The following is a 26,317-nucleotide window of genomic DNA, read 5'->3' on the forward strand; positions in this document are numbered from 1 at the left end:
TCTATATAAAAAAGAAGAGATTGTCTCTTTTCATAGACAACCTCTTCTCACATATCTTAACTATCCTATTCAACCAGATTACTCTTGAAAGCATCGTAACGGAAAAAAGGTAATATAGTGTGCTACACTTTCAAATAGAAAGTGCTTGGAGGGAAAAAGATGAGTATTCCAATGGGAAGAATTCAAGATTTAGAGTTTTATAGTGAGGCATTACAAGAAAATATAAAGCTGTTAGTCTACTTACCACCTAATTATTCACCGTTTTATAAATATACTTTATGCATTACAAATGACGGTAAAGATTATTTTCAAATGGGACGAATTGGACGAGTAGCTGATTCTTTACTACATACTAATAAAATTGAAGATGTCATTATTATCGGCATTCCTTATAATGATGTGCATGATCGTCGCTCGAAATATCATCCTGAAGGCGAGAAAAATGAATCATATATTCGCTTTTTAGCTCATGAGCTTGTTCCTTTCTTAGATCAAGAATTTCCTACACATGGGGTAGGTAATGGACGCATGTTAATAGGAGACTCACTTGCTGGAACTGTTTCACTTATGACCGCATTACGTTATCCAAATATGTTCGGAAAAGTAGCGATGCAATCTCCTTATGTAGATCAACATGTGAAGCAAGCTATACAAGATTTTACTACGCCTCACCTACTACAAATCTATCATGTAATTGGAAAAAATGAAGTGGATGTGCCTACAACAGATGGAAAACGAAGTAATTTTATTAAACCAAATAGAGAGTTACATTCTCTATTAACGGAAAAAGATTTCCCTTTATTCTATGAAGAATTTGATGGTGAGCACACATGGAAGTATTGGCAAAAAGACTTGCCACGCGCTGTAGAAATGATGCTAAAATCAGATGATTTATAACTACCCAAAAAGCTACTAGACATATCTTTAAGAGAAGCCTAGTAGCTTTTTTATTTTTTCAATATCGCGTGTCATTTTCACACTCTCCATTTAAATTTCTTCTCTCAAACTACTATTTTAAACAAAAGATATAATATTTTACACAATATTCAAAAAATTGTTATAATGGTATAGACTTACATTTTAACATGTAATCAAAACTACATTTGGGAGGCATGAAATTATGAAATATGGCATTGCAATTTTTCCATCAAAAAAACTCCAAGACCTAGTAAATTCTTATCGAAAACGATATGATCCACAATACTCTTTGATTCCTCCACATATAACATTAAAATATTCATTCGAAGCATCTGAAGAAGAAATGAAAGACATTACAAAGCAACTATGGGAAACTGCAGCTAAGACTGCCCCTATCCAGCTAAATGTTGTAAAGGCGAGTACATTTCAACCTGTAAGTAATGTTATTTATTTAAAAGTCGATGTAAACAACGAGCTTGAAACTCTACATAAACAAATGCATAATGTAATAAAAAGTGAAGATGAATTTGCATTCGTTCCGCATTTAACATTAGCTCAAGGCTTATCAAATGATGAACATTCTGATGTATTCGGTCAATTAAGTATGATTGACTTTAGTCATTCCGAAAATATTGATCGCTTTCACTTACTATATCAACTAGAAAACGGCTCATGGACAGTCTATGAAACATTTCAGCTTGGAAGGGAATAAACATTTGTGATAGTAAAAATTGTAAAAGACAAACAACAATTAGAAGATGCATACGCTATTCGACAAAAAGTCTTCATTGAAGAACAACAAGTCGATGTTGAAGAAGAAATTGACGAACATGATCAAATCGCTACCCACTTTGTGCTTTATGATGATAGCAAGCCCATTGGTGCTGGACGATTCCGAATCGTAGACGGAGCTGGTAAAGTAGAGCGAATTTGTGTATTAGCAAATGTTCGTAAAGCTGGTGCCGGCAAAATGATTATGAACGAAATTGAGAAATACGCTCAAAGTCAGCAGGTTTCGAAAGTCAAACTAAATGCCCAAACTCATGCGATTGGCTTTTATGAAATCTTAGGATATGAGATTGTTTCAGAAGAATTTCTTGATGCGGGTATTCCTCATCGAACGATGGTTAAAAGTCTGTAATAAAAAACTAGCTTTGGTTGATCCAAAGCTAGTTTTTTCTATATTTATTTATTTAAAAAAATCGGCTACAAGCTGTTCATATTGGTGAAAGAAAGCAGGTACATCTGACTCGTCATGGATTGCTTCAGCAACAGAGCGATTATACCAAGCTTGCTGCTCTTTTCCACGCTTAAAGGCTTTCCACACCTCTTCACCCATTTCTTCATATTGCTGTTTTAATGATTGCAAATTATCTAACTTATCAGCCACTATCAATGCTTTCACTTCTAGAGGAGCTGTCTTGACTACTGAAATAGTGTGCTTCTTTCTCTCTTCCCATGAAAGAGATTTATCCTCTGTATGAGAAGCAACAATTTCAGCAACATCTTCTCCAAATTTCTCTTTTATATCTTCAATTGTAACGGGCGTATCTTCCACAACATCATGCAACAATCCTGCTGCTATTACTTCGTCTCGAAATCCTGCTTCTTTCAATGTTTGCGCTACTCTTTTTGGATGTTCTACATAAGGTTCTTTAGAATTTTTTCTTGTTTGTGCTCCATGTTTCAGCGTTGCGAAATCCTGTGCTGCTTCTATTATGTTCATCTTAATCACCTTTTTCGTAAAAAATCTCTACCTTCTATTATTGTATCATTTTAAGATGAACTTGAGTTAGAAGCAGCTGTTGATGCTGCTATTGCAGAAACCATCACAACTTGTTGTGCGAGTAGAACACTTTGAATACTGTTCTGAACAGCTGCCTTAATAGCTGATTGGGAACTGTTTTGAATACTACAATATGATACAAGTGCAACACTAAACATATTACGACTTGCTCTTCCTAATGACCAATTACCGAACCCATCTTGAGAAGCAAGCTCTTGATCTGTTTCAACAATTACACGAATTACTTCCTCACTGTTACTATCAATCATTGCTAGAAGAGCTAATATCGGCTGTGAATAAGAATCGAGCTTTATTTTGTTTTTCTTTAATTCACTAGCATAGTGTAACAAGCGATCACACTTCTGGCTGATACGTTCACTGCTTAAAGTAAGTAAATGACTCATCGTTTGCAAAGCATTACCTTTACTGATTCCACGCTCATTTAAATAACTATAGCAAGCTTCCATCTCTTCAACGGCTGCAGCTATATCATCATGACTGTACGCCAAAATTATAGCTAGCATATAATCATCATCTGACGTTAACCAATAATGATTCTCCTTCATCATTTGGTAACATTGCTGTGCCTTTTCAATTGTTTTTGGCACTTCTGACGGTTGTAATTGAGTAGCTAAAAAATAAGCTGCATACGGAAGATATACAGAACGTTTAAATCCCTCTTTCTTAAGTTCCTCATAATAATAAACCGTTTGATCAAAGTACTGTTGTGGTTTTTCATTACTTGTCAGTGCCGTCGCAATCGGAAATAAATTCGTACTGCGAAAATAAGAAAAAGAAGAAGTTTGCATCTTCATATATTCCTTCATTTCTTTCACTTGCTTCACATCGACAGTCTGATTATTAAGTGCTAATTGAAACGCACCAAATTTTCTAATTAAATGGTTTTCCCATTTAAAGCTCTGTTTCATTTGTCGATCATTATCAATAAATAATTTTATCGTTTCAGCTACCATAATTACTCCTCCGTCTTTCAAGATTCGTCTTACAATATTCCAAAATTTATATATTATTACTTTGAATATAACAGATAATGATTGCTCAAAAGGCCAAATTTGCTAAATTTATTTTTTTGCATCAAAAATGAACTCTCTTTATATAGATATACCTCACTTAACTTGTAAAAAACAAAATGGGCGTCTAAAAAGTAATCTATACTCACTTTTTAGACGCCCTTCAATTTGTATATTTATATCACGATTTAACGAAAAGGTATTGTAACAATATAGCCTGTATAATACATCCATTCCTTAAAGAAAAAAGGTAACTTTGTTTCCATTGTTTGAAAAGCAGATGTTTGTGTTGGCGAGGAAACAACCGATAAATTCATTTCTTTTGCTAATAAAACAGACCGTTTCATATGTAATGGATCACTTACTAAAATATACTTTTCGAAATCATATTCCCCACGATTTACTTCTTCTAAAGCGTACTTTAGATTTTCTCTCGTAAACATAGATCTCTCTTCAATAATAATGTGATCCATATCTACACCATGATCAATGGCGTAATCCATAGAAGCCTTCGCTTCAGACTTTACTTCTCCAGGTGCTTTACCACCTGTAAAAATCAAATAATCCACTTTGCCATCTTTATATAAATCAATTGCATGATTAAGTCTTTCTTTCAATACTGGTGAAGGTTTTCCATTCCAAGCTGCAGCGCCTAATACAATAGCAGCATCGCTTTTCTCCTCATTATTCTGCAAGCTAAATGTATATACACTTAAACCTGTATAAACGAATAATCCTACTACTGCAATAAATAACCCTTTTAGCCACTTCACCAACTTAATCATAATACCATTCACCTTTTAAAATTTTTGTAAAAAATCACCTCTTCTATCATACATTGTTTGTCTAATAAAAATCTACATTTGAACTCATTAATCTAAAGTTTTTATTATTTAAATTTGTTTATCTACCAATAACCCCTTTCCTGTTATTTCTGGGGCTTTTACAAATAATTCTAATGGCTGCGGGATATTATTTTTATAATATGAACCTTTCGGCATGTGATCTTTCGGTTGAGGAAATTCTTCGTTGTATTTTTTTCGTAAAATGACGCGAAATGTAGGATTTGTTTCTTGCACCGGATAAAATCTTTCTTTCTTCTGGGCTCGTTTAGCATATTGAATGAATTGATCTGGAGTAATTGGTAAAATGTAACCCATATGAATCACCTCTTTTATAAGATTTTCTAGTGTACAATGAAGGTAGCATTCTACAGTTTCCAAACACAATGTATTCATTTAGTATAATACCCTTCAATAAAAAATAATAAACACTATGAATATAGTCTTTTGGTTCATTCTATGATTTGTTATGATAAAGATTGACTGCTTTTTACTATTTAGAAGAAGATTTGAGGGTAAATTCATGAAAACTGCAAAATTTCATCAAGAAATGATTGAGCTAGCGAATTTATCAGCTGAGCTCCTTCAACATACCATTGAACGAGGTAAAAAAGGATTATTAACTTGTCCCGTTTGCGGAGATACAGTGCGTCTTTACCTTGGAATAAGTAAGGAACCACATTTCTATCACATTGATAAATCAAAACCTCCTTGTGATTGTACGCCTGTAAGCGCCAGTCAACAATTAAAGCAAGATGCATATATCGAAAAAAACGGTTTTCGATTACCTACTTCACGTAGTATTACAAAGGAAATCGAGCCATTTGCTTATAAACATTCAAAAAACATTGGTGGAAATCCTGCTTTTTTACCAACAATTCCTAAAAAAAGTGAGCAGGTACATCCTTTTATCATCGCTTTGCAAAATCAAGGAGTCGTTTTAGATGATGATCAACTAGAAGCTGTGACAACAATTGATGGACCTTTACTTGTTCTTTCAGGAGCAGGTAGTGGAAAAACACGTGTACTTACTGCTCGAACAGCCTTTTTATTACAGGCAGCCAATGTAGCGGCTTCCAACATCCTACTCGTTACATTTACTGCGAAAGCGGCGAAGGAAATGAAAGAGCGTATGCTTGGTTATCCAAACATCACTCCAGCAGATGTAAATGCTTTAGTATCTGGAACTTTCCATAGTATTTTTTACAAAATCCTATTGTTTCATGAACGCGAGCGCTGGCAGAGCACAGCACTCATTAAGTACGATTGGGAAAAAGAAAATATGCTAAAAGTTGCTGGACGCGAAAGAGGATTGGACGATAAAGAGTTTGCCTATGATGGTGCACTTCAACAAATTGGTTTATGGAAAAACTCCCTACTCTTTCCTAATGACATTCGTCCACAAGATAAATGGGAAGAAGACTGCTTATACTTATATAAAAAATACGAAAGCCTTAAAAATTCTGCTGGCAAATTTGATTTTGACGATATGCTAATTGGTTGCTATAAACTATTAATTAATAATCCTGATATTCTAGAAAAATATCAACATCGTTTTCACTATATACTAATTGATGAGTTTCAAGATATAAACAAAGTACAATATGAACTCATGAAAATGTTAGCAAAGATATCTAATAATATTTGTGTGGTTGGTGATGATGATCAATCCATCTATTCATTCCGTGGAAGTGATCCATCATTTATCTTACATTTTGAGCGTGATTTTCCGAAAACTAAAGTCATTAAACTAGCACAAAACTATCGCTCATCTCATGAAATCGTAGCAACTGCCAATCGCATCATTGCTAAAAATGAGAAAAGAAAAGCAAAAACAATGCTGGCTCAACATGATGAAGGAACAGCTCCTGTACTCTTTTATCCTCACGATGAAGAACAAGAAGCAACTATGATTGTGACAGATATTGCTGAAAAAATCGAACAAGGTGCAGACCCTAACGACTTCGCAATTCTTTATCGTACACATACAATGTCTCGGGCTATTTTTGAACGGTTAGCAGAATCCAATTTACCTTTTGTCATTGATCAAGATGCAGAAGCCTTTTATCAACGACGAACAGTAAAGAATATGCTAGCTTTTATTCGCTTGAGCTTAAATGAAGATGATATTGATGCATGTGCTGACCTTTTACCAGCCTTATTCTTGAAGCATGGCTTAATTCAAGAAATAAAAGCACAGATGATTTTACAAGATTGTAATGCTTTAACTGCTCTTTCGAAAATCAAAACAGGTCATACATTTCAAGAACGAAAACTAGCCAAGCTACCTGGACAAATTCGTAGCTTACAATCCCTTTCACCACTTGCAGCTTTAGAGCGTATCGAGAAAGATTTAGGCTTCTCTGATTATGTAAAAAAACGTGGTAATGAGGGAAATAAAATGGAGCGTGGCTCTGACGATGTTCGGAATTTAAAAGTCGCAGCCAAACGTTTTACAGATTGTGATTCATTCATTCAACATGCCAATCATATGAGTGCGATGAACAAGGAAGTGAAGAAACTATCTAAGCATTTCCCTAAAGCAGTGACACTAACAACCATTCACCGTTCGAAGGGTTTAGAATATAGCAACGTGTATATACTAAGTGCGGTGGATGGAGGTCTGCCACATGATTATGCGATGGATGACTTCCGTAAAGGGAATAAACATGCTCTTGAGGAAGAACGTCGCCTAATGTATGTAGCCGCAACAAGAGCTCAAAATCAGCTTTACTTCTCTGTACTTCAAAACAGAGGTGGAAAAACGGCTTATCCATCAAGATTTTTATATATTTAACAAAGAGCTTAAAAAAACGTAAGAGGCGTCTCAAAAGTGATTTTTCATTACTTTTAGGACTGCCTCTTTTTTTTATTAAGTACTTAATGCATTATTTCTTATTAATCATCTTAGATATTGTACCAAAATCAAGCTGTTTTCCATCATTAACAATTGATTGTACAATTTTATCTTCTAGCTCTTGATTAACAGGCTTACCAGCCATTTGAGATACTCGTTGAATCACACCGCGCACCGTATTTTCATCTTTAAAATTTGCACCTTGCAAAGAATTCGCTAAATCCATAACATCCTTCATATTAACGCCCGTTTTCTTTTCCATGTTTTTAAAAAAATGAGAATCCATATTTGAGCCCTCCTTTTCTGTATGGTTATTGTATGAACTTCTTTCTAAAGTGTTCCTGTTAAACAGCCAAAAAACATTTCATTTTTCATTTAACATTTGGCAAATGACACTTTCTCGTCCATAACAAATTCACCACAAATACATATGATAGGGTGAGACATTTACAAGGAGGTTAAATCTATGCCAAGGAATGATAAACACGAATCGTCCAGCCAAAACAATCGCAAAAATAATAAGCACGAATCATCCAGCCAAAACAATCACAAAAATAATAAGCACGAATCATCCAGCCAAAACAATCACAATAACGATCATGACTGTCGCCATAAAAATAATCGCCGAAATAATAGATGTAATAATAGACGTCGAAATAACAATCACTGGTTGTGGGGGAATAACAATTGCTGGCGCTGTAGACAAATGAATAACAATGATGAAAGTAGCTGTCATTACCAAGATGAATCCAGTCATTGGGACAGCAGCAACTGTCGCGACAACGAATCTAATCATCGCGAAAGCTCTAACCACCATTCTGGAAAAGGTAATCGTAAACATCACAATAACAACAATGGTCACTGGCTTGAAAATTGTTGGTGCGATAGCTGCAGTTGCATTGAAGTTAGAGTCTTTACAATTAAATACTAATTCATCACAAAAAAATAAAATCCCAAAAGAAATTCTTTTGGGATTTTTTCTTGTACACCATTCTACGCATTATGATGAGTGAAAAATAATTTATATAAGTTGATACGCATAATAAAAAGCACGTAGATCATAACTCTAAATGCTTAATAAATTACCTGTATGTAAGAGCGTAAAATAGAAAATCTTTTTCATATTTATTCTAAAGTAAAACGGAACAGCTTCCTGTTCCGTTTTAAAGTTTAGAAGCAGAAAGATGCTCCTACAATAATTAACAAAATAAACAATACAACGATTAATACAAATGTTGAGCCAAATCCGCCACAACCAGTACCGCCGCCATAACCATATCCACCACAAGCACCGCCGTATCCGCCGTATCCACCGTAGCCACCGTACATTCCCTTCACCTCGCTTTCGCTTAGTTCTTTTCTAACATATGTCAAAAGAAGGGAATATGTTTGGGCTTTTCCCCAGAGGCTAAAAGAAAAACCGGCACCGGTCCTTTTGGATTTAGAATTTACTTCTTGATTTAGCTTCTAATCCAAAAGGAGACATGCGGCAGGCATAAGACGAGCTGTTCTTGAAAACCTGCTTTTGATTTTCAAAACAGAACGGCTTATGACCGAGCATGTCAGGTGTAAGGTTAGACAGAAAAAATCCAGCAACGGTCTTTTTAACTCTTTGGCTTAAAGATTAATGCAGCAATAAACCCAAAAATAATTGCAGAGGAAATACCCGAGCTAGCTATTTCAAACATACCTGTTATGACACCAATAAGTCCATGAGCTTCCGCCTCCTGCATAGCACCATGCACAAGAGTATTTCCAAAATTCGTAATAGGAATTGTTGCTCCAGCACCAGCAAAATCCGCTAATGGCTCATACCAACCAAATCCATCTAATATAGCACCAGCTACAACAAGTGAGCTCAAGGTATGTGCTGGCGTCAATTTCGCTACATCAAATAATAATTGACCTACTACACATATTAATCCACCTACAACAAATGCCCAAAAAAACATTGGTAACATCTAGTTTCACTACCTTTCTACTTCATTCATGCTTGCCATTCAATTGCAGCTGCGTGAGCAATACAAGGGATTGTTTCACCTTGCTGAAAAGATAACGGTGATAGTAATGCACCTGTACTCACCAATAAAATACGCTTGTAAGTACCCTTTTTCATTTCATTCAATAAATGACCATACAAAACCGTAGCCGAGCAAGCAGCACCACTTCCTCCAGCAAATACTTCTTGTTTCTGATCATCACTATAAATGAGCATGCCACAATCTAAAAAACGATCTCTATCAATGGCAAATCCTTTTTCTTGCATAAGATCAAACGCCACATTATGCCCAATACATCCAAGGTCACCAGTAATAACAGCATCGTAATAATTTGGACCTAATCCTAAATCTTTATGGTGAGCCATAATCGTATCTACTGCCGAAGGAGCCATCGCTCCACCCATATTAAATGGATCCGTTAATCCCATATCTACAACCTTACCTAATGTCGCCGCTATCACTTTATGAGTAGGCTGTTTAATATGCATACTGCTTCCTACTAAAGCTACACCAGCACCCGTAACAGTCGATTGTGCGCTTGGAGGTTTCTGCCCTCCATAATCATTCGGATAGCGAAATTGTTTCTCTACAGCCGCTTTATGACTCGATGCTCCAGTAATAATATGATTAGCTCCTCCATAATTTACGATAAAGGAAGATAAAGCCAGCCCTTCCATAGACGTCGCACAAGCTCCAAACAACCCAACATATGGAATACCATTTGTACGAGCTGCAAAACTCGTTGGTGTAATTTGATTAATTAAATCGCCTGCAAAAAAAAATTCCACTTCTTCCTTTGACATATTTCCTTTTTGTAAGGCAATAGCTATCGCATCTTCAAGCAATTTTCGATGTGCTTTTTCTAATGTCGTTTCATTTAAATAATTGTCATCGTAAAGAAGGTCAAAATCATTCGCTAATCGTCCTTGTCCTTCCAGCTTTCCACCTGTTACACCAGTTGCTAATATTGCAGGCGCATGTTTAAAAATCCATGATTGTTTACCTGCTAACATAATTTAGCCCCCTATCCCTGTCACTAGTGTCTTAATGAGTGCCACAAAGAAAGCGGAGACAACGCCAAAAACAATAACTGAACCTGCCAACTTGAAAATATTTCCTCCTACACCAAGTACTAATCCTTCTGCCCGATGTTCAATAGCAGCAGAAATAACAGCATTACCAAAACCAGTTACTGGTACAGCGCTTCCGGCCCCACCAAGCTGCCCAATTTTCTTATATATTCCAAATCCCGTTAATAACATTGAGATAAATACCATTGTTGCTACCGTTGGATTACCTGCTGTTTGCTCAGTAAAATTAAAAAAATAAATATAAAAGTATGTAATACCTTGTCCAATGAAACAAATAGTGCCTCCAACAAGAAAAGCTTTTATACAATTTTTCATTAATGGTCGCTTAATTTCATCTTTTTTCTGTAGTTCTTTATATTTCTCTTGCTGTGGTGTTAAATCTTGTTTACTCATCTACCCTACCTCCTCACGTCATTTCTTCTTGTAGCTTAATGATTTTCTTAAACTCTTTCCTTGCTTTATCGCGTGAATATTTTTCATCCTTTAAATCCTCATTTAATTCAACTGCTTCTAAAAAAATCTTATAATCACTTGATACAGTGAAATTATGATCCTTATATTTATCTTCTAGCTTTTTGTTTAACTCTTTTTCAATTTTTTTCATTTTGAACCGCTTCATATGCTTTACTTTATAAGCCACTAACACACGTTTTTTCCCTGTAATAATGGCAACATCATATATATCAGGAAAAGAAAGAACATATTTTTGTAGCTCCTCTGCAAATTTAAATTCCTCTGGTGTTTCGTATAGCACGGCCGGATGTGGATTAGTTGTCTTAAATAATGCCATTTTAGCTTCTCCTTTCTTTTTCGCTCCCTCACATCCCATCGTGAAAAACACAGCACAAATTGCTGATACAATTAATAAATACCGTAATAAATCTTTCATTATTTCACTCCTTACAACTCTTCCTACTTTTTTATGATTTACAAACAACCAAAAAATATAAGAAAAAGGACAAAAAAAAGAATGCCTCTAAGCATTCTCTAGCGCATACATATATTATCTAATTAGTATGTTTTCTTCTTTTTACCACAGCCACAATCATCTTTCTTTTTTTTATAACTCGAATCCTTTTTTTGTTGCTGGGCATTTTGTGCTTGCTCATTTGATAGCTTATTTTGCTTCATGATGCACACCTCCCAAAAAACATTTCGATTGTAATGGTATACAGTAACATATGAATAACGAACAAGCATGTTTCATTCAAATGCCTAAAATTCACAAAATTAATCGTCAATATAGTGTTGTACCAAGGTTTCTAATATGGAGGCAAGCCCTGCTACAGCCAATATCACAATTAAAAAACCTGACCAATATGAAAAAAAATAAGACAAACAAACTATAAAAATTGCAATCCAAACGCCTGTACACCAATAACAACTTAAAAGCTGTCCTATAAATCCCTTAATACCCTTCTTCTTCGGAACAATATATGTTTCAATTTCACCTTTTTCGTTCTTCTCATCCTCTTCTTCAAAAAAGGGTTTTCTTAAAAAAGCTGTGATTTTATCATAGACGATTAATCGTGTTAATCGAAAGCTAGCTAGTGATAATAATATAAAATCCAACATCGAATCGATCATTATCTTCCTCCAATTTTTTTGCTAACAGGCATTTAAGATAAAAATAGGCGGGTAACTCATTCATTTTAAGACGGTCCTTCATACTCTGTAAGTGATAGGAGTCAAATAATTTTCTAGGAGGAATACGGATGAGTTGTGGACATAATGAATTCTCAAACGACTGTGTATGTTCTACTTTAATATCGGTAGCTGAAGCTCAAGAAAGAATTGAAGAAGACTGCAGAACCGGTTGTATGCAATCAATTGACGAGCTAAAAGGTCGTTTAAAAATGAGAAACTTTGATACAATTCCTGTTCTATTGTCGTGCAATTGTAACCCATTTTCAGCTGCAGGAGCTGTAAGGAGCCACTGTGGTGAAAAAATGTTCAATGTAGTTAGAAGTTTCTTATTCCGTGTAAATTTTGTGGATGAAGATACTTGCTGTGCTACACTTGAATTGTTAAAGCCAGTAAAGTTCCACCGTCATCATGACGAAAGCCATGAAATGAGTCATAATGACAGCAGTAGCCATCATGATAATTCAGATTGCTGCGAAACTGCTTACGACGAGTTTTTAGAAGCGCTTAATTGCGCTAAAAAAATTGTTCGTACAGGTATTTGTGTTACAGTAGATTTAAAAGCTATGACAGCGGCTACTTGCTTACCACCAATACACACAAACCAAACTTTCTAATTACTCGGGTGAAGGCTACTGATTTCAGTAGCCTTATTTTTACTTTTTATAAGAACATTATAAATATTCAACCTGAATAAAATCGATTTCTTCCAACCTTACTCTAAGCAACTCATTTCTCTTTCCTGATATAACTTTGATGTAATATATATCACCTTTTTTTCTTTGAACTTGCCCCTGCATTTCTTTACCATTAATGCTCATCTTACATGTAGGCTTAGGAACTGCTTGAGGCATTCTTGCTAAGAATTTAACAAGTTCTTCTTTCGTCATTGACGAAAATTTCTTCTTCTTACTATTTTTCCTGATCATTATCGGATCCATTTTCATCTTCACTTGATTAGCCTCCGTGATACTTTCAACCATCGAAGACTCAGCATCTATTTCTTCTTTATTCTGGCTGATCACTTCATCAAAACTAACACTTGTATCCATTGCAACTACTACTTCTTCTTCCATCCTTCCTAAGTTATGTTTATGAATAGAAGTTTCATTTTTAAATTCCTTTTCAACTTCTATAATTTTTGTATTTTCCTCTTGAACAGTTTCAGCTTCCATTTGCTCTACCACTTCTTCTTGAGCTAATTCTATTTCCTTACGAACTTCTTCTGACTTCATATTTTCTATAGTGTCTATTTCATCCAGACTAGCGGCCACTTGCTTTGTTTCTTTCCTTTCCATACGTAGTTCTTCTTCACTCACAACATTTATTAAATTGGTCTTATTTCTTAATGTCCTAGCCTTTTTTACAATGTTTACATCTTCCCTTGGTTTTATCTGCAATTCTTCTACGTACAACCGCGTTTTCTCCTCTACTTTCAACCTGGCTTTTCCCTCTGCTTCCAGCTGTGCTTCTTTTGCATTTAACTGCTCTTCTTTTGCTTTAAGCCTAGCCTCTTCTTCTGCTTGCAATTTGGCTAATTCCTCTGCTTTAAGCCTAGCCTCTTCTTCTGCAATCAACCTGGCTTTTTCCTCTGCTTTCATCTGCTCTTCTTTTGCTTTTAACTGTTCTTCTTTTACTTTAAGCCTAACCTCTTCTTCTGCTTGCAATTTAGCTAAATCCTCTGCTTTTAGCCTCACTTCTTCTTCTGCTTTCAACCTGGCTTTTTCCTCCGCTTCCAACTGCTCTTCTTTTGCATTTAATTGTTCTTCTTTTACTTTCAACCTCGCCTCTTCTTCTGCTTGCAGTTTGGCTAATTCTTCTGCTTTTAGCCTCGCTTCTTCTTCTGCTTGCAACCTGACTTTTTCCTCTGCTTCCAGCTGCTTTTCTTTTGCTTTCAACCTCGCCTCTTCTTCTGCTTGCAGTTTGGCTAATTCTTCTGCTTTTAGCCTCGCTTCTTCTTCTGCTTGCAACCTGACTTTTTCCTCTGCTTTTAGCTCCTTTTCTTTTGCTTTTAACCGTTCTTCTTTTACTTTAAGATGCTCCTCTTCTGCTTTTAAATGCTTTTCTTTTTCCTTCAAGCTTGCTTCTTTCTCCGCTTTCAACCGGGCCTCCTCTGCCTCTGCTCTAAACCTGGCTTCTTCCTCTGTTTTCAACTTCTCCTCTCGTGCCTTTAAGCGAGCTTCTTCTTCTGCCATTCGAACTTTTTCTGCCTTCAACCGTTTTGCTTCTTCTTCTCTTAACCGCCCTTCTTCTTCTGTTTTCATACGGGCTTCTTCCTCTGTTTTCAGCTGCTCTTCTCTTGCCTTTAGGAGAGCTTCTTCTTCTGCCATTCGAACTTTTTCTGCTTTCAACTGTTTTGCTTCTTCTGCCCTAAACCGAACTTCTTCCTCTGCTTTCAGCTGTGCCTGTTTCTTTATTAACCGCGCTTCTTCTGCTTTCAACCAGGCTTCCTCTGCTTTCAACCAAGCCTCTTTTTCCGCATGCAAGCGGACTTCTTCTTTCATTTTTAATCTGACTTCTTCTTTTTCTGCTTTCAACTGCGTCTCTCTATCTTTTAACCTCGCTTTCTCTGCTTCCAATTGGGCTTCTTCCTTCGCTTTCAACCGTTTTGCTTCTTCTGCTTTCATACGAGCTTCTTTCTCTGCTTTCATACGAATCTCTTCTTCTGCTTTCAACTGCTCTTCTTTTGCTTTCAGTCGGGCTTCTTCCGCTTTTAACCGAGCTTCTTCCTCTGCTTTCATGCGAGCTTCTTTCTTCGCTTTCAGCCTTGCTTCTTTCTCTGCTTTTATGCGAGACTCTTCTTCTGCTTTCAGCTGCTCTTCTTTCGCTTTCAGTCGTGCTTCCTCCGCTTTTAGCCGGGCTTCTTCTTCTGCCTTCAATTGGGCTTCTTTCTTCGCTTTCATGCGAGCTTCTTCTTTTGCTTTCATACGGGCCTCTTCTTCTACTTTCAACTGCTTTTCTTTTGCTTTCAGTCGCTCTTCTTCCGCTTTTAGTCGGGCTTCTTTCTTCGCTTTCAGTCGTGATTCTTCTTCTGCTTTCACACGTGTCTCTTCTTCTGCTTTCATACGGGCCTCTTCTTCTACTTTCAACTGCTTTTCTTTTGCTTTCAGTCGCTCTTCTTCCGCTTTTAGCCGGGCTTCTTTTTTCGCTTTCATACAGGCCTCTTCTTCTGCTTTCATACGGGCCTCTTCTTCTGCTTTCATACGGGCCTCTTCTTTTTCTTTCAGCTGCTTTTCTTTTGCTTTCAGTCGCTCTTCTTCCGCTTTTAGCCGGGCTTCTTCTTCTGCCTTCAATCGGGCTTCTTTCTTCGCTTTCATGCGAGCTTCTTTCTCTGCTTTCATACGTGCCTCTTCTTCTGCTTTCAACTGGGCTTCTTTTGCTTTTAGTCGTGCTTCTTCCGCCTTTAACCGGGCTTCTTCTTCTGCTTTCAATCGGGCTTCTTTCTTCGCTTTCAGTCGGGCTTCTTCTTCCACTTTTAATCTCGCTTCTTTCTCTGCTTTCAGCCGGGCTTCTTTCTCTACCTTGAACCTTTCTTCTTCTGCTACTTTCAACTGCACTTCTTTTGCTTTTAACCTTGCTTCTTCTTCTGCCAAACGCACTTTTTCTGCTTCTAATCGGGCTTTTTCCACTGCCTTCAATCGGGCCTCTTCTTCCGCTTTCAAGCGTACCTCTTCTTCTACAGCTTTTAACATTTCTTCTTTTGCCTTTAACATTTCTTCTTTTGCTTTCAACTGTGCTTCTTCCTCGCCTTCAATCGAGCTTCTTCCTCTGCCTTCAATCGAGCTTCTTCCTCCGCCTTCAATCGAGCTTCTTCCTCCGCCTTCAATCGAGCTTCTTCCTCCGCCTTCAATCGGGCTTCTTCCTCTGCCTTCAATCGGGCTTCTTCCTCTGCCTTCAATCGGGCTTCTTCCTCCGCCTTCAATCGAGCTTCTTCCTCTGCCTTCAATCGAGCTTCTTCCTCTGCCTTCAGTCGTGCCTCTTCTTCCTCAGTCTTAACGCTGAATGATTTCACTTTTATTTCATTTGAATCTATTCCCTTTTCAAGAATTTTTTTTTCGCCTTTTATATTCTCTGTACTTATTATCCGAATTTCGTCAGAAACCTCACTGACCTTAACCTCTTCAAGTTTAGACTCATCAGAATCAATAGCTACACGTAATTGATCCTGCATATCAGATGGTGGTATTGAAATATCCGGCTGTACTATATACATAAAGGGATGCTTAGATTTATTATTTTGATCCTTAGTCATCATAATCCCCCCTAACCATTAAACTGGACTACGTAAAATAAATATTCTTTACGATACATATTCTTCACACGTTGTTTTATGCAAGGACATAGGAATTTTTTTCATTATTAAATCTAAAAAAGTATGACAAAAAAGCTATTCACCAATAGGATGAATAGCTTTTTTAAAAGTCTATATTTACTTAACAAGTAATGTGCTTTCCTTAATTATAAAAAAAGTAACAATCTTTTTATTATCTCGCAATGATATGGAATCCAGAGTCTACATGAATATTTTCACCTGTAATACCTCTAGATAGATTACTAAATAAGAATAATGCTGTATCGCCAACTTCTTCTGGAGTTGTTGTACGACGAAGCGGAGAGCTTTCTTCAATTTCTTTTAGAATTGTATTAAAATCACTAATTCCTTTTGCAGATAACGTACGGATTGGACCTGCAGAAATTGAGTTTACTCGAATGTTTTTCTTACCTAAATCTGCAGCTAAGTACTTCACGCTTGCATCAAGTGATGCTTTCGCCACACCCATTACATTATAATTCGTAACGACTCTTTCTCCACCTAGATACGTTAACGTAACAAGTGAACCGCCTTCTGACATTACTTCTTGCGCTTCTTTTGCAACAGCTGTTAAAGAATATGAGCTAATATTATGTGCTAGTAAGAAACCATCACGAGTTGTATTCATATAGTCGCCAACTAATTCTTCCTTATTAGCGAATGCAATACAGTGGGCTACTCCATGAATAACTCCAACTTGCTCTTTAATAGTTGTAAAGCATTTTTTTACATCTTCATCATTTGTAACATCGCATGGCAATACAGCATACGATTCATTCAAAGAATGTGCTAAATCCTTAACACTTTTCTCTAATCTTTCACCTGCGTATGTAAAAATTAAGTTAGCGCCTGCATCATGTAATGAACGCGCAATTCCCCATGCGATACTGCGTTTATTCGCAACTCCCATTACTACAATTGTTTTACCATTTAAAGAAAGAGCCATTTTTGTGCCTCCTATTTTTTATATAACAAGATATTAGAACCTAGTACTAATATCAATTATAACGAATACTCGTTATAAAAGAAAGTAACTTGTTTAATTTTTATCTAAAAAATGTAAAAAGGTTGTTCAAAAAGTGACTTTCATTCACTTTTCGAACAACCTTTTTGCTTAGTTCAAATAACTCATAAACATTGTCGCCATACCAAAATAAATTAAAATACTAATAATATCATTAATCGTTGTTATAAAAGGGCCTGATGCGACTGCGGGATCAATTTTCATTTTATGCATAAGCAGCGGTACAAGTGAGCCTGCTAATGTTGCGACAATTAGTGTTGTTAAAATAGATAAACCAACTAAGAAACCTAATACTAAATCACCTTGCCACAAATAAATAACAATCGTAATTAAGACTCCACATGTTGCACCTGTTATAAGTCCTGTTCCTGCTTCTCTAATAATAAGCTTCCATTTACTTTCTTCCTCTAAATCACCTGTGGCAATACCACGAACCGCAACCGCAAGCGCCTGCGTTCCAGAATTTCCTGCCATACCCGCAATTAAAGGAATAAAAACAGCTAATATTGCTTTTTGATTTAATGTATCCTCAAAACGTCCAATCAAGCTCGCTGTAAACATCCCGAGAAATAAAAGAATAACTAACCAAGGCAGACGTTTTTTTGCTGCTCCAAAAGGATTTCGATCAACTTTATCTAAATCAGAAATACCAGCTAACTTAGAATAGTCATCTGATGCTTCTTCATCCATTACATCCATAATATCATCGACTGTAATGATACCTAATAGGTGATTTTGAAAATCGACAACTGGTACAGCCAAAAAGTTATAATCCTTCATTGTTCTAGCAACTTCTTCTTGGTCTTCACTAACCGACACGCTTACTACACGATCATTCATTACTTCTGAAATCATCGTATCATCATCACTTACAATTAAATCACGTAAAGAGATAACACCAACTAGTTTTTTATCTTCATCAACAACAAACACATAGTATATCGTCTCAGCCTGCGGAGCTTCTTTCTTCAAAATATACATGGCAGAGCGAACGGTTTGATTTGCTGAAATTGAAATAAACTCTGTAGTCATGATACTTCCGGCTGTATATTCTTCATAATGTAACAACTCTCTAATTTCTTGAGCTGCATCATTATCCATTATTGTTAAATATGTAACAACCTGCTCTTTATCTAATTCATTTAATACGTCAACCGCATCATCGGCATACATATGAGCAAGCATATCAGCTGCATAGGAAGGATTCATCTCAGCAAGAAATTCCTTATATTCTTCTTCATCTGACTCTAAGTTTTCAAACATCTCTGCCATTTCTTCTGGAGAAAGAAAATGATAAATCTTCGCTCTTTCTTCCGTGTCAAGTTTTGCAAAAAATGTAGCTTGATCATATGGGTGTAACTCCATAAACTCTTGCCTAAATTGATCTAACTCTTCATCTTTTAACGCTGTTAACAAAAGGGCTTCATCGACATTCGCAACTTCTTTATCATTTTGCTCAATCATAGTATTACCTCCTCTCGGGGAATATGTCTTACTTTCTATAAGACATACATAAAACCTACTTCACTATACTAGCAAATACTATAGGAAGTTGTCGTTAGAAATTTACAGTCCATCACAATTTCTTAACAAACCATATAACCTTATTATTCTCGATTTCAAAAAAATGAAACCTTAATATTACATAGTAATCTTTCTGCCGATAATTTTACTTCTAAATAGGATAAAATAAAGGAAGGAGATGATATTAATGAACGTAGATATAATTGGTGATATTCACGGTTGTTATGACGAATTCAAAAGCTTAACTGAAAAGCTTGGATACAATTGGGATTCGGGAATCCCCCTCCATCCATCCAATCGCATTCTCGCTTTCGTTGGCGATTTAACCGATCGTGGACCACATTCCTTAAGAATAATTGAAATCGTATATAATCTTGTTCAAACCAAAAAAGGCATTTATGTTCCTGGGAATCATTGCAATAAACTATATCGATTTTTCCTAGGTAGAAATGTTAGTATAACGCATGGCTTAGAAACGACTGTTGCAGAATATAAAGCACTTCCACTTTCCGAACAAAAAAAAATCAGCAAGAAATTTATTTCATTATATGAAAACAATCCAATTTATCAAACGTTAGATGGCGATAAATTAATTATTGCCCATGCTGGAATACGTGAGGACTTTATAGGTAGATATGATAAGAAAGTACAAACATTCGTCCTTTATGGCGATATAACAGGAAAAACCCATGAAGATGGCTACCCTATTCGAAGAAATTGGGCAAAACATCATAAAGGTAAATCCATTATTGTATACGGTCATACACCCGTAAAAGATCCAATTATCCAAAATCGTACTTACAATATTGACACAGGCTGTATTTTTGGAGGTAAATTAACTGCGCTTCGCTATCCAGAGCTCGAATTCGTAAGCGTTCCTTCTTCTATGCCTTATGTTGCTGAGAAATTTAGGGAATTAGAACAATAATGTTTCTCCACAAAAATCAGTGTCTTTTTAGACTACTAATCAGAAATGAGATTTAATTATAAAAGCGTAAAAGGGCGTCCGAAAAGTGAGTTTTCATCACTTTTCAGACGCCCTTTATTATGGAATCAACTTCTTCATATCCTCTATTAATTCAGCTTGAAACGTTAAAGTTTCTTCTTTAAAAGGATGATAAAAAGTAATTTGCTTACAATGTAAAGCTTGTCTGCTTATGAGATTGAGTGAACCCCCATATAAATCATCACCGAGTAGCGGATGCCCTAAGTAAGACATATGTACTCGAATCTGATGGGTACGACCAGTAAGTAATTGTAATTGAATATGTGAAAAAGCATCGAATAATGCTAATGATTGATACATTGTACAAGCATATTGTCCATCTTCTCGCACTTCTCTTTCAATAATGCTCGTTCCCTTTCGTCCTATCGGAACCTCTACCTTTCCCTCATCCTGTAAATGACCATGCACAAAAGCTTCATAAGTACGACTTACATTACCTTTTTTCTGCTGTTCACTTAATAAATGATGAACATGGCGATGCTTCGCAATCAGCATAAGTCCAGAAGTATCTCGATCCAATCTAGTTACTACATGGACCGTTGATGCGATATTTTTTCTTTTATAATAACCAGCGATACGATTCGCAATACTGCCTGTAGGATGTTCCCTAGATGGAATGGTATTCGTAAATGGTGGTTTATTGATAATTAAGACGTAATCATCTTCATAAACAATCTGTAATGGCAAATCTTCAGGTAACAAGCCTTCACTGGTATGTTCAATCGGAAATTGAACGTTTACCAAATCGTTGACTCGTAGCAAATAACGAACAGTTTCCTCACGGTCATTTACTTGAATACGGCCACCCTTAAATTTAATATCCGCCAAAGCCGCTTTCGATATATGTTGTGCTTTAAGAAATTCTCGCAGCACCGTACCTGCTTGCTGCTCTGTTATTTGCCAAGTTAATTGAAACATATTCACACACTTTCCCTATTTCTATACAGTTATTAATCAGCAATAAATGAGTCGCGGACGCGTTTCCAAAATGGAAATGGGCGGAAACGCGCAAAGCGAATTTTCTCATCTGAAACACGATATTGAATGGATTTCACATCTCGTTGTAATACCTGTAAATGATCAATTGTAATAATAAAATCATTTTGATTAACAGGCTTCATCATGCAAGTATGATGATCAGGTAATATTAATGGCGAACCCACAGTTCGAAATACGCGATTATTAATAGACGCCATTTCCGCAATTTGAATAGCATTAATGGATGGATGGATGATAGCTCCACCCAGTGCCTTATTATATGCTGTACTTCCTGATGGAGTTGACACACACAAACCATCACCTCGAAATGTTTCGAACTGTTGTCCTTTAATCTCAATATCCATTACAAGTGTTCCTTCTACCCCTTTTACCGTTGATTCGTTTAAAGCTAAGAACTTTGATGGTACACCACCATGCTTATAACGAACAATAACCTCTAAAAGAGGATATTCCACTACCTGATAGGGAGTCTTAGCGATAGCTATCACCAGCTTCTCTATTTCGTCTGGTGTCCAATCTGCGTAAAAACCAAGATGACCTGTGTGTACTCCAACAAAAGCTGTTTGATCTAGTCGATATTTAAACCGATGAAACGCATAAAGCAGCGTTCCATCTCCTCCTACTGAAATAACAATATCCGGACGTTCTTCATCTAATGTTAACTCAAAGTCTTGAAGATACATCTTCATTCTTTGCATTAACTTATTTGATTTATCGTCTCCCTTTGAGGTTATGGCGAATTTCATAATATCCTCCCGCGTGACTAGCTCTACTTTCTCCTACCATATACTGGCTTTTATGTTAGTTTTTGAGCTTCATCATTTTTTTTAGAAAAAACTCTTTGTGCTTCTTGTATTTCTATAGCAATTTCTGACATTTCTTCATCAAGTAAATAGGCTGCTTCTGCTGCTCGTTTCAACCTTACACGAATATCATCCGGAAATTGACCACGGTATTTATAATTTAGTGAATGCTCAATCGTTGCCCAAAAATTCATCGCTAGTGTACGAATTTGAATTTCTACTAGTATTTTTTTCTCCCCACGGATTGTTTGAACTGGATACTTCAAAACAACATGATACGACCGATAACCGCTTGCTTTATTATGAGAGATGTAATCTCTTTCCTCTACTATTTCAAGATCATTACGGTTCCTTAATAGTTGTACAACTGTCTTGATATCCCCAACAAACTGACACATCATTCGAAGCCCGGCTATATCTTGTAATTCTTCACCTAACTTCTCAATAGGAATTCCCTTGCTTTCTGCTTTATCAAGAATACTTGCAACTGGCTTCACTCTACCTGTCACAAATTCAATTGGTGAGTGAATACCTTCACGCTCAAACTGTGTTCGCATTCCTTTTAATTTTACTTTTAACTCCTCTACCGCTTGCTTATAAGGAGCTAAAAAATCATCCCAATTCATCTTCAAACAGCACCTGCCTCAGAACTTCTTACAAAAATACTTTTTCTACTTTCAAACCCATCTCTTCACCATAGTTAGCATTATCTTTAATATTATCTATTAGATATAATAACTCTTCCACAAATTGAGGAAGTTCAATCTCTTCAACATCATTACTTAAAACAACAGGGCTTTGGTGTTTACACACTTCATTTAGTTCAGGCCATGTATTTTCAGGCAATGAAAGGTACATATATTCATTTTCACATTCTACTATGTATACAAAAGCAAATTGGTCAGAATCTACTAACATCTGGCCCTTTGGCTTAATATCGGCTAAACTTGGCCTATCACATTTAATTATTAATTTGTTTAATTCATTTATTGTAGATTTTACTTGAATCTCTTTTCTCATTTTATAGCTTTCCCTCCTGCAACTTACAATTTTATTTTACCATAACCCTTAACGTATGCCTAAGGTTGAAGTAAGATTCAATATATAATCTAATCGAGAGGACGATTAATATGAATCAAGAAATCGAAATCGAATTTAAAAACTTATTAACAAAAGAAGAATTTATAAAATTGACTAACCTTTTCTCCATAAAAGATACAGAATTCATCACTCAAGAGAATCATTATTTTGATACAGCAGACTTCTCCTTGAAAGCAAATGGAGCTGCTTTACGCATTCGTCATAAAAACGGAAAATATGTTTTAACACTGAAACAACCAGCCGAACAAGGCTTACTTGAAACGCATGAATCATTATCTTCCGAGGAAGCACAAGACATTCTCAAGACAAACCAAATAAAAAAAGGTGCTATTTCGCACATTCTTTTAACACAGTTCGGCATTTCAGCCGAAGATTTAAAGCATTTTGGCACATTAGCAACGAGTCGCGCTGAAACAAATTATATGGAGGGAACTCTTGTTTTAGACCACAGTAACTATTTGAATAAGGAGGACTACGAATTAGAGTATGAAGTGACCGATTATTCTATAGGACAAGAAAATTTCATGAACCTACTGAAAGAGCTGAACATTCCAACCCGCCAAACCGATAATAAGATTAAAAGATTTTATAACGCAAAGTTCAAGAAGTAGAATAATCGAGGTGGAAAACATGAATGTTCAAGATTTAAAAACTTTAATTGAAATACAAGGAATCCAAGGGTTAACTAACAATTTTTCCATAAATAATGCATCGAATTCCACGATGTTTCAAGAATTGTTAATGAGCTTTTTGATGAACCAAAGTGATAGCTCTTCAATCACAAATACACTTGGTAGCATTGCTAGCATTTCAAATGACACTGATTATACGGGCGAAATGTTAAATAACGACGTACCTTTAAGTCTATCAGCAGCACTACCTTCATATAATGCCATTAGCTTTAACAGCAATTCTTCTACACCCTTATCAGGCACCTCCAAGCAATACGAGCAATATATAGAAGAAGCGGCTCAGCGCTATAACATTCCAGCGAAGCTTATTTCTTCTGTTATTAAGCACGAATCTGACTTTGATAACTCAGTTACAAGTCAAGCAGGAGCTGCCGGTTTAATGCAACTGATGCCAACAACGGCAAAATATTTAGGAGTAAAAGATGTCTATAACCCAAGGGAAAACATAATGGGTGGAGCAAAATATTTACGTCAAATGCTGGACAAATACAACGAAAATACAACATTAGCGCTAGCAGCTTATAATGCAGGACCAGGAAATGTAGACAAATACAATGGTATTCCACCCTTTAAAGAGACACAAAAATATGTAAGAAATGTTTTAGGAACATTTAACGCTTAAATATAACTGATTTCCAGACAAAAAAGAGGTACAAATTTGTTAAATTTGCACCTCTTTTTTTGCTGTAAATTTTAACCTTTTCAAGCTAGATGTTTGAGATATTCTACCGCGGTTGCTACAATATCCTTACATAAGTTGTAAGAGGAGAATACTATGTCAAATTCACAGACCCCCTATGATGCAATAGGAGAACAACAATTACACAAGTTAATTGAAACTTTTTACATAAAGGTGCATAAACATCCATTATTAATGCCAATTTTTCCAGATGATTTAACTGAAACTATTCGAAAGCAAAAGCAATTCCTAACGCAATTTTTGGGAGGTCCTTCTCTGTACACAGATGAACACGGACACCCTATGTTACGTGCTCGTCATCTTGAATTTGAGATTACACCTGAGAGAGCGGCAGCCTGGTTAGACTGTATGAGTGCAGCTATGGATGAAGTTCAGCTTCAAAGTGAATTGCGAGAATTTATCCTTAGCCGATTAACTTTAACTGCACAACATATGGTTAACACCCCTTCTCAAGACTAAAAATACTTGTATAAGCTGAAACTATTTTTACAAAAAACATGCCTATACGATGACTTCATAGTCAAGAAAGGAGAAAAAGTTGAGTACTCAAAAAAACACCTTGAATTTTGTTGAGTGGCTTCATAAATACCATTGTGCTATTGCCGGGAAAAAACCAATTGAAATTTATGTATTTATAGATCCCCTTTGCCCACAATGCTGGGGAATGGAACCCATTTTAAAAAAGCTACAAATGGAATACGGAAATATTATCAGTGTTAAGCACGTTCTTAGCGGAAAACTAGCTACCTTAAATACTTCATACGGCACTCACTCGTCTGAAAATATTGCTACTCATTGGGAAAGAACAGCGAGTAGAACTGGAATGTCATGTGAAGGAGAGCTATGGTTAAACAATTCTCTCCCACTATCTATGCCCTATAATGCCTCTATTGCCATTAAAGCAGCCGAGCTTCAAGGAAAAAAACAAGGAATTAAGTTCTTAAGGAAATTCCAGGAGTTCTTTTTCCTGAAGAAAAAAAATATCTCTGAAATGTCAGTCTTAATTGAGTGCGCAAAAGCTGTCAAACTTGATTTAGATGAATTTCTAAATGATATTCATTCGAAAGCTGCAGCAAAGGCCTTTCAATGCGATGTCAAAATCACAAACGAAATGGATGTACAAGAAATACCTTCTCTCGTGTTCTTTAACAGCAATATAGAAGAAGAAGGTATAAAAGTATCAGGCAGTTATTCATATGATGTGTATTTGTCCATTTTGTCTGAAATGATGCCATCTATGCCAGAACCTAATCCATTACCAGATATAGAATCTTTTGTTCGCTTTTATAACGTTGTTGCGACCAAAGAAATTTCCGTTACATACGACATGACCGATCAAGCAGTAGAAAACATAATGAAAAAACTTCAGCTACAAAGAGTGGTAGAGCGAATTCCTGCAAAGCATGGCATGTTTTGGAAATATATAAAATAAAAAAGGCATCCTAAAAGCGATTACAGATCATTTTTAGGATGCCTTTTTCTATTTTCAACCAAGTTACATGAAATCTATTTCTGGAATAATATCTACAATTACTTTTTTCATAAAACTTTATCCTTTATCCAATATATATGAAAAAGACCTTGCCGGGATAAGCAAGGTCTTTTTCTATTCATACGAACAAAGGGGATGGGAGAAATTTTTCACGGTCAAACAAAGGGGTATATGTTTGCTTGTGATCAACTTCACACTCATAATATAACAGATAATCTAGTATCATTTCAAGTGTTTGTTAGATCTTTCACATTTTCGTCAAATTTTTAGTATAATATTTCATATTTAACATACATTATATAAATGTCATTTTTAAAAGGAGTTTACTATGAATAAAAAAAAGTTCATTTTATTTTTATGCTTACTACTAGTCTCTATAGTCCTTCATATTCTTGCGTTAATTGAAACTTTTCCATTACTTCTATCGATTCCTATTTTATTTTTTACCGTTTTTATATTTTTACTCTCATTTAATGATCAAAACCGGTTTAAAGG

The 26,317-nt window shown here is 35.9% G+C and carries 31 protein-coding genes; 11 read left to right on the forward strand and 20 right to left on the reverse strand.

Features of this window, described 5'->3' with window-relative positions; all coding sequences use genetic code 11:
• The first annotated feature begins 159 nt into the window (after positions 1-159).
• From TX86_RS14340 to TX86_RS14350, 3 genes are all read left to right on the forward strand, one after another.
• A complete protein-coding gene (locus TX86_RS14340; protein WP_042349450.1) occupies positions 160-897 on the forward strand; it encodes an alpha/beta hydrolase in 738 nt (245 codons plus the stop codon).
• A gap of 223 nt (positions 898-1,120) precedes the next feature.
• Positions 1,121-1,630, forward strand: coding sequence for a YjcG family protein (locus tag TX86_RS14345; protein WP_042349451.1), 510 nt, complete (start codon positions 1,121-1,123; stop codon positions 1,628-1,630).
• Positions 1,631-1,636: 6 nt separating this feature from the next.
• Positions 1,637-2,059 carry a GNAT family N-acetyltransferase gene (locus tag TX86_RS14350; protein ID WP_042349452.1) on the forward strand — a complete coding sequence of 141 codons (423 nt, stop codon included), beginning with the start codon at positions 1,637-1,639 and terminating at the stop codon, positions 2,057-2,059.
• A 48-nt stretch (positions 2,060-2,107) separates the two neighbouring features.
• On the opposite strand, the gene TX86_RS14355 is transcribed toward TX86_RS14350, so the two are convergent.
• From TX86_RS14355 to TX86_RS14370, 4 genes are all read right to left on the reverse strand, one after another.
• On the reverse strand, positions 2,108-2,644 hold the full coding sequence (locus TX86_RS14355; RefSeq protein ID WP_042349453.1) for an HD domain-containing protein: 537 nt from the start codon (positions 2,642-2,644) through the stop codon (positions 2,108-2,110).
• 50 nt (positions 2,645-2,694) lie between these two features.
• A complete protein-coding gene (locus TX86_RS14360; protein WP_042349454.1) occupies positions 2,695-3,678 on the reverse strand; it encodes a DUF4003 family protein in 984 nt (327 codons plus the stop codon).
• 245 nt (positions 3,679-3,923) lie between these two features.
• Complete coding sequence (locus tag TX86_RS14365; protein ID WP_042349455.1) at positions 3,924-4,520, reverse strand: YdcF family protein; 597 nt, start codon at positions 4,518-4,520, stop codon at positions 3,924-3,926.
• Positions 4,521-4,628: 108 nt separating this feature from the next.
• Positions 4,629-4,895, reverse strand: coding sequence for a hypothetical protein (locus tag TX86_RS14370; protein WP_042349456.1), 267 nt, complete (start codon positions 4,893-4,895; stop codon positions 4,629-4,631).
• 205 nt (positions 4,896-5,100) lie between these two features.
• On the opposite strand from TX86_RS14370, the gene TX86_RS14375 reads away from it, so the two are divergent.
• Positions 5,101-7,374 carry a UvrD-helicase domain-containing protein gene (locus TX86_RS14375; protein WP_042349457.1) on the forward strand — a complete coding sequence of 758 codons (2,274 nt, stop codon included), beginning with the start codon at positions 5,101-5,103 and terminating at the stop codon, positions 7,372-7,374.
• 91 nt (positions 7,375-7,465) lie between these two features.
• Here TX86_RS14375 and spoVIF read toward each other — a convergent pair whose 3' ends face one another.
• Together spoVIF and TX86_RS26750 are read right to left on the reverse strand one after the other, a co-directional pair.
• Entirely contained in the window at positions 7,466-7,720 is a 255-nt protein-coding gene (spoVIF, locus tag TX86_RS14380; RefSeq protein WP_042349458.1) for a sporulation-specific transcription regulator SpoVIF, read from the reverse strand.
• A gap of 282 nt (positions 7,721-8,002) precedes the next feature.
• On the reverse strand, positions 8,003-8,170 hold the full coding sequence (locus TX86_RS26750; RefSeq protein ID WP_154663114.1) for a hypothetical protein: 168 nt from the start codon (positions 8,168-8,170) through the stop codon (positions 8,003-8,005).
• Positions 8,171-8,177: 7 nt separating this feature from the next.
• Between TX86_RS26750 and TX86_RS14390 the strand changes: the two genes are divergently transcribed.
• A complete protein-coding gene (locus TX86_RS14390) occupies positions 8,178-8,447 on the forward strand; it encodes a hypothetical protein (RefSeq protein ID WP_154663115.1) in 270 nt (89 codons plus the stop codon).
• Positions 8,448-8,604: 157 nt separating this feature from the next.
• On the opposite strand, the gene TX86_RS14395 is transcribed toward TX86_RS14390, so the two are convergent.
• The 6 genes from TX86_RS14395 to TX86_RS14420 all read right to left on the reverse strand — a co-directional run bounded on the left by TX86_RS14395 (position 8,605) and on the right by TX86_RS14420 (position 12,112).
• Positions 8,605-8,763 (reverse strand): YjcZ family sporulation protein, encoded by a 159-nt coding sequence (locus TX86_RS14395; RefSeq protein WP_042349461.1) that lies wholly within the window; start codon positions 8,761-8,763, stop codon positions 8,605-8,607.
• A gap of 275 nt (positions 8,764-9,038) precedes the next feature.
• Positions 9,039-9,395: a stage V sporulation protein AE gene (gene spoVAE, locus TX86_RS14400; RefSeq protein WP_042349462.1), complete on the reverse strand. Its 357-nt coding sequence runs from the start codon at positions 9,393-9,395 to the stop codon at positions 9,039-9,041.
• Between the two features lie 26 nt (positions 9,396-9,421).
• Complete coding sequence (gene spoVAD, locus TX86_RS14405) at positions 9,422-10,447, reverse strand: stage V sporulation protein AD (protein ID WP_042349464.1); 1,026 nt, start codon at positions 10,445-10,447, stop codon at positions 9,422-9,424.
• 3 nt (positions 10,448-10,450) lie between these two features.
• Complete coding sequence (gene spoVAC / locus TX86_RS14410) at positions 10,451-10,918, reverse strand: stage V sporulation protein AC (RefSeq protein WP_042349465.1); 468 nt, start codon at positions 10,916-10,918, stop codon at positions 10,451-10,453.
• Between the two features lie 13 nt (positions 10,919-10,931).
• Complete coding sequence (locus tag TX86_RS14415; RefSeq protein WP_042349466.1) at positions 10,932-11,414, reverse strand: YhcN/YlaJ family sporulation lipoprotein; 483 nt, start codon at positions 11,412-11,414, stop codon at positions 10,932-10,934.
• Positions 11,415-11,755: 341 nt separating this feature from the next.
• Entirely contained in the window at positions 11,756-12,112 is a 357-nt protein-coding gene (locus TX86_RS14420; RefSeq protein WP_042349467.1) for a DUF1360 domain-containing protein, read from the reverse strand.
• Positions 12,113-12,240: 128 nt separating this feature from the next.
• Between TX86_RS14420 and TX86_RS14425 the strand changes: the two genes are divergently transcribed.
• A complete protein-coding gene (locus TX86_RS14425; RefSeq protein ID WP_042349468.1) occupies positions 12,241-12,786 on the forward strand; it encodes a CotY/CotZ family spore coat protein in 546 nt (181 codons plus the stop codon).
• 57 nt (positions 12,787-12,843) lie between these two features.
• On the opposite strand, the gene TX86_RS25825 is transcribed toward TX86_RS14425, so the two are convergent.
• The 4 genes from TX86_RS25825 to mgtE all read right to left on the reverse strand — a co-directional run bounded on the left by TX86_RS25825 (position 12,844) and on the right by mgtE (position 18,969).
• Positions 12,844-15,900, reverse strand: coding sequence for a CotO family spore coat protein (locus tag TX86_RS25825; RefSeq protein WP_052343683.1), 3,057 nt, complete (start codon positions 15,898-15,900; stop codon positions 12,844-12,846).
• Positions 15,897-16,421, reverse strand: a complete 525-nt coding sequence (locus tag TX86_RS27030) for a cell envelope integrity TolA family protein (RefSeq protein ID WP_052343684.1) — start codon at positions 16,419-16,421, stop codon at positions 15,897-15,899. The genes TX86_RS25825 and TX86_RS27030 overlap by 4 nt, the downstream gene beginning before the upstream one ends.
• Positions 16,422-16,653: 232 nt before the next feature.
• On the reverse strand, positions 16,654-17,427 hold the full coding sequence (fabI, locus tag TX86_RS14435; protein WP_042349469.1) for an enoyl-ACP reductase FabI: 774 nt from the start codon (positions 17,425-17,427) through the stop codon (positions 16,654-16,656).
• 168 nt (positions 17,428-17,595) lie between these two features.
• Complete coding sequence (gene mgtE / locus TX86_RS14440; protein WP_042349470.1) at positions 17,596-18,969, reverse strand: magnesium transporter; 1,374 nt, start codon at positions 18,967-18,969, stop codon at positions 17,596-17,598.
• 247 nt (positions 18,970-19,216) lie between these two features.
• Here mgtE and prpE point away from each other — a divergent pair, with 247 nt between their 5' ends.
• Complete coding sequence (gene prpE / locus TX86_RS14445; RefSeq protein WP_042349471.1) at positions 19,217-19,957, forward strand: bis(5'-nucleosyl)-tetraphosphatase PrpE; 741 nt, start codon at positions 19,217-19,219, stop codon at positions 19,955-19,957.
• A gap of 117 nt (positions 19,958-20,074) precedes the next feature.
• Here the strand turns inward: prpE and TX86_RS14450 are convergent, their stop codons facing one another.
• From TX86_RS14450 to TX86_RS14465, 4 genes are read right to left on the reverse strand one after another with little or no spacing between them, the layout of a single operon-like run.
• Positions 20,075-20,959 carry an RluA family pseudouridine synthase gene (locus TX86_RS14450; protein WP_154663116.1) on the reverse strand — a complete coding sequence of 295 codons (885 nt, stop codon included), beginning with the start codon at positions 20,957-20,959 and terminating at the stop codon, positions 20,075-20,077.
• Positions 20,960-20,985: 26 nt separating this feature from the next.
• Positions 20,986-21,780, reverse strand: a complete 795-nt coding sequence (locus tag TX86_RS14455; RefSeq protein ID WP_042349473.1) for an NAD kinase — start codon at positions 21,778-21,780, stop codon at positions 20,986-20,988.
• Positions 21,781-21,830: 50 nt separating this feature from the next.
• Complete coding sequence (yjbM, locus tag TX86_RS14460; protein ID WP_042349474.1) at positions 21,831-22,463, reverse strand: GTP diphosphokinase; 633 nt, start codon at positions 22,461-22,463, stop codon at positions 21,831-21,833.
• 28 nt (positions 22,464-22,491) lie between these two features.
• Positions 22,492-22,857, reverse strand: a complete 366-nt coding sequence (locus TX86_RS14465; RefSeq protein ID WP_042349475.1) for a UPF0738 family protein — start codon at positions 22,855-22,857, stop codon at positions 22,492-22,494.
• Between the two features lie 110 nt (positions 22,858-22,967).
• Here TX86_RS14465 and TX86_RS14470 point away from each other — a divergent pair, with 110 nt between their 5' ends.
• From TX86_RS14470 to TX86_RS14485, 4 genes are all read left to right on the forward strand, one after another.
• Positions 22,968-23,549, forward strand: coding sequence for a CYTH domain-containing protein (locus TX86_RS14470; protein ID WP_042349476.1), 582 nt, complete (start codon positions 22,968-22,970; stop codon positions 23,547-23,549).
• Between the two features lie 19 nt (positions 23,550-23,568).
• Entirely contained in the window at positions 23,569-24,252 is a 684-nt protein-coding gene (locus TX86_RS14475) for a lytic transglycosylase domain-containing protein (RefSeq protein WP_042349478.1), read from the forward strand.
• A gap of 153 nt (positions 24,253-24,405) precedes the next feature.
• The gene (locus TX86_RS14480) at positions 24,406-24,789 is read left to right on the forward strand and encodes a globin domain-containing protein (protein WP_042349479.1); all 384 of its coding nucleotides are present in this window, start codon (positions 24,406-24,408) and stop codon (positions 24,787-24,789) included.
• Between the two features lie 79 nt (positions 24,790-24,868).
• Positions 24,869-25,762 (forward strand): ClpXP adapter SpxH family protein, encoded by an 894-nt coding sequence (locus TX86_RS14485; RefSeq protein ID WP_081707666.1) that lies wholly within the window; start codon positions 24,869-24,871, stop codon positions 25,760-25,762.
• Positions 25,763-26,317: the final 555 nt, after the last annotated feature.

This window comes from Bacillus massiliigorillae, assembly GCF_000380245.2.
In the GTDB taxonomy this organism is placed as follows: Bacteria; Bacillota; Bacilli; order Bacillales; family DSM-1321; genus Bacillus_AD; species Bacillus_AD massiliigorillae.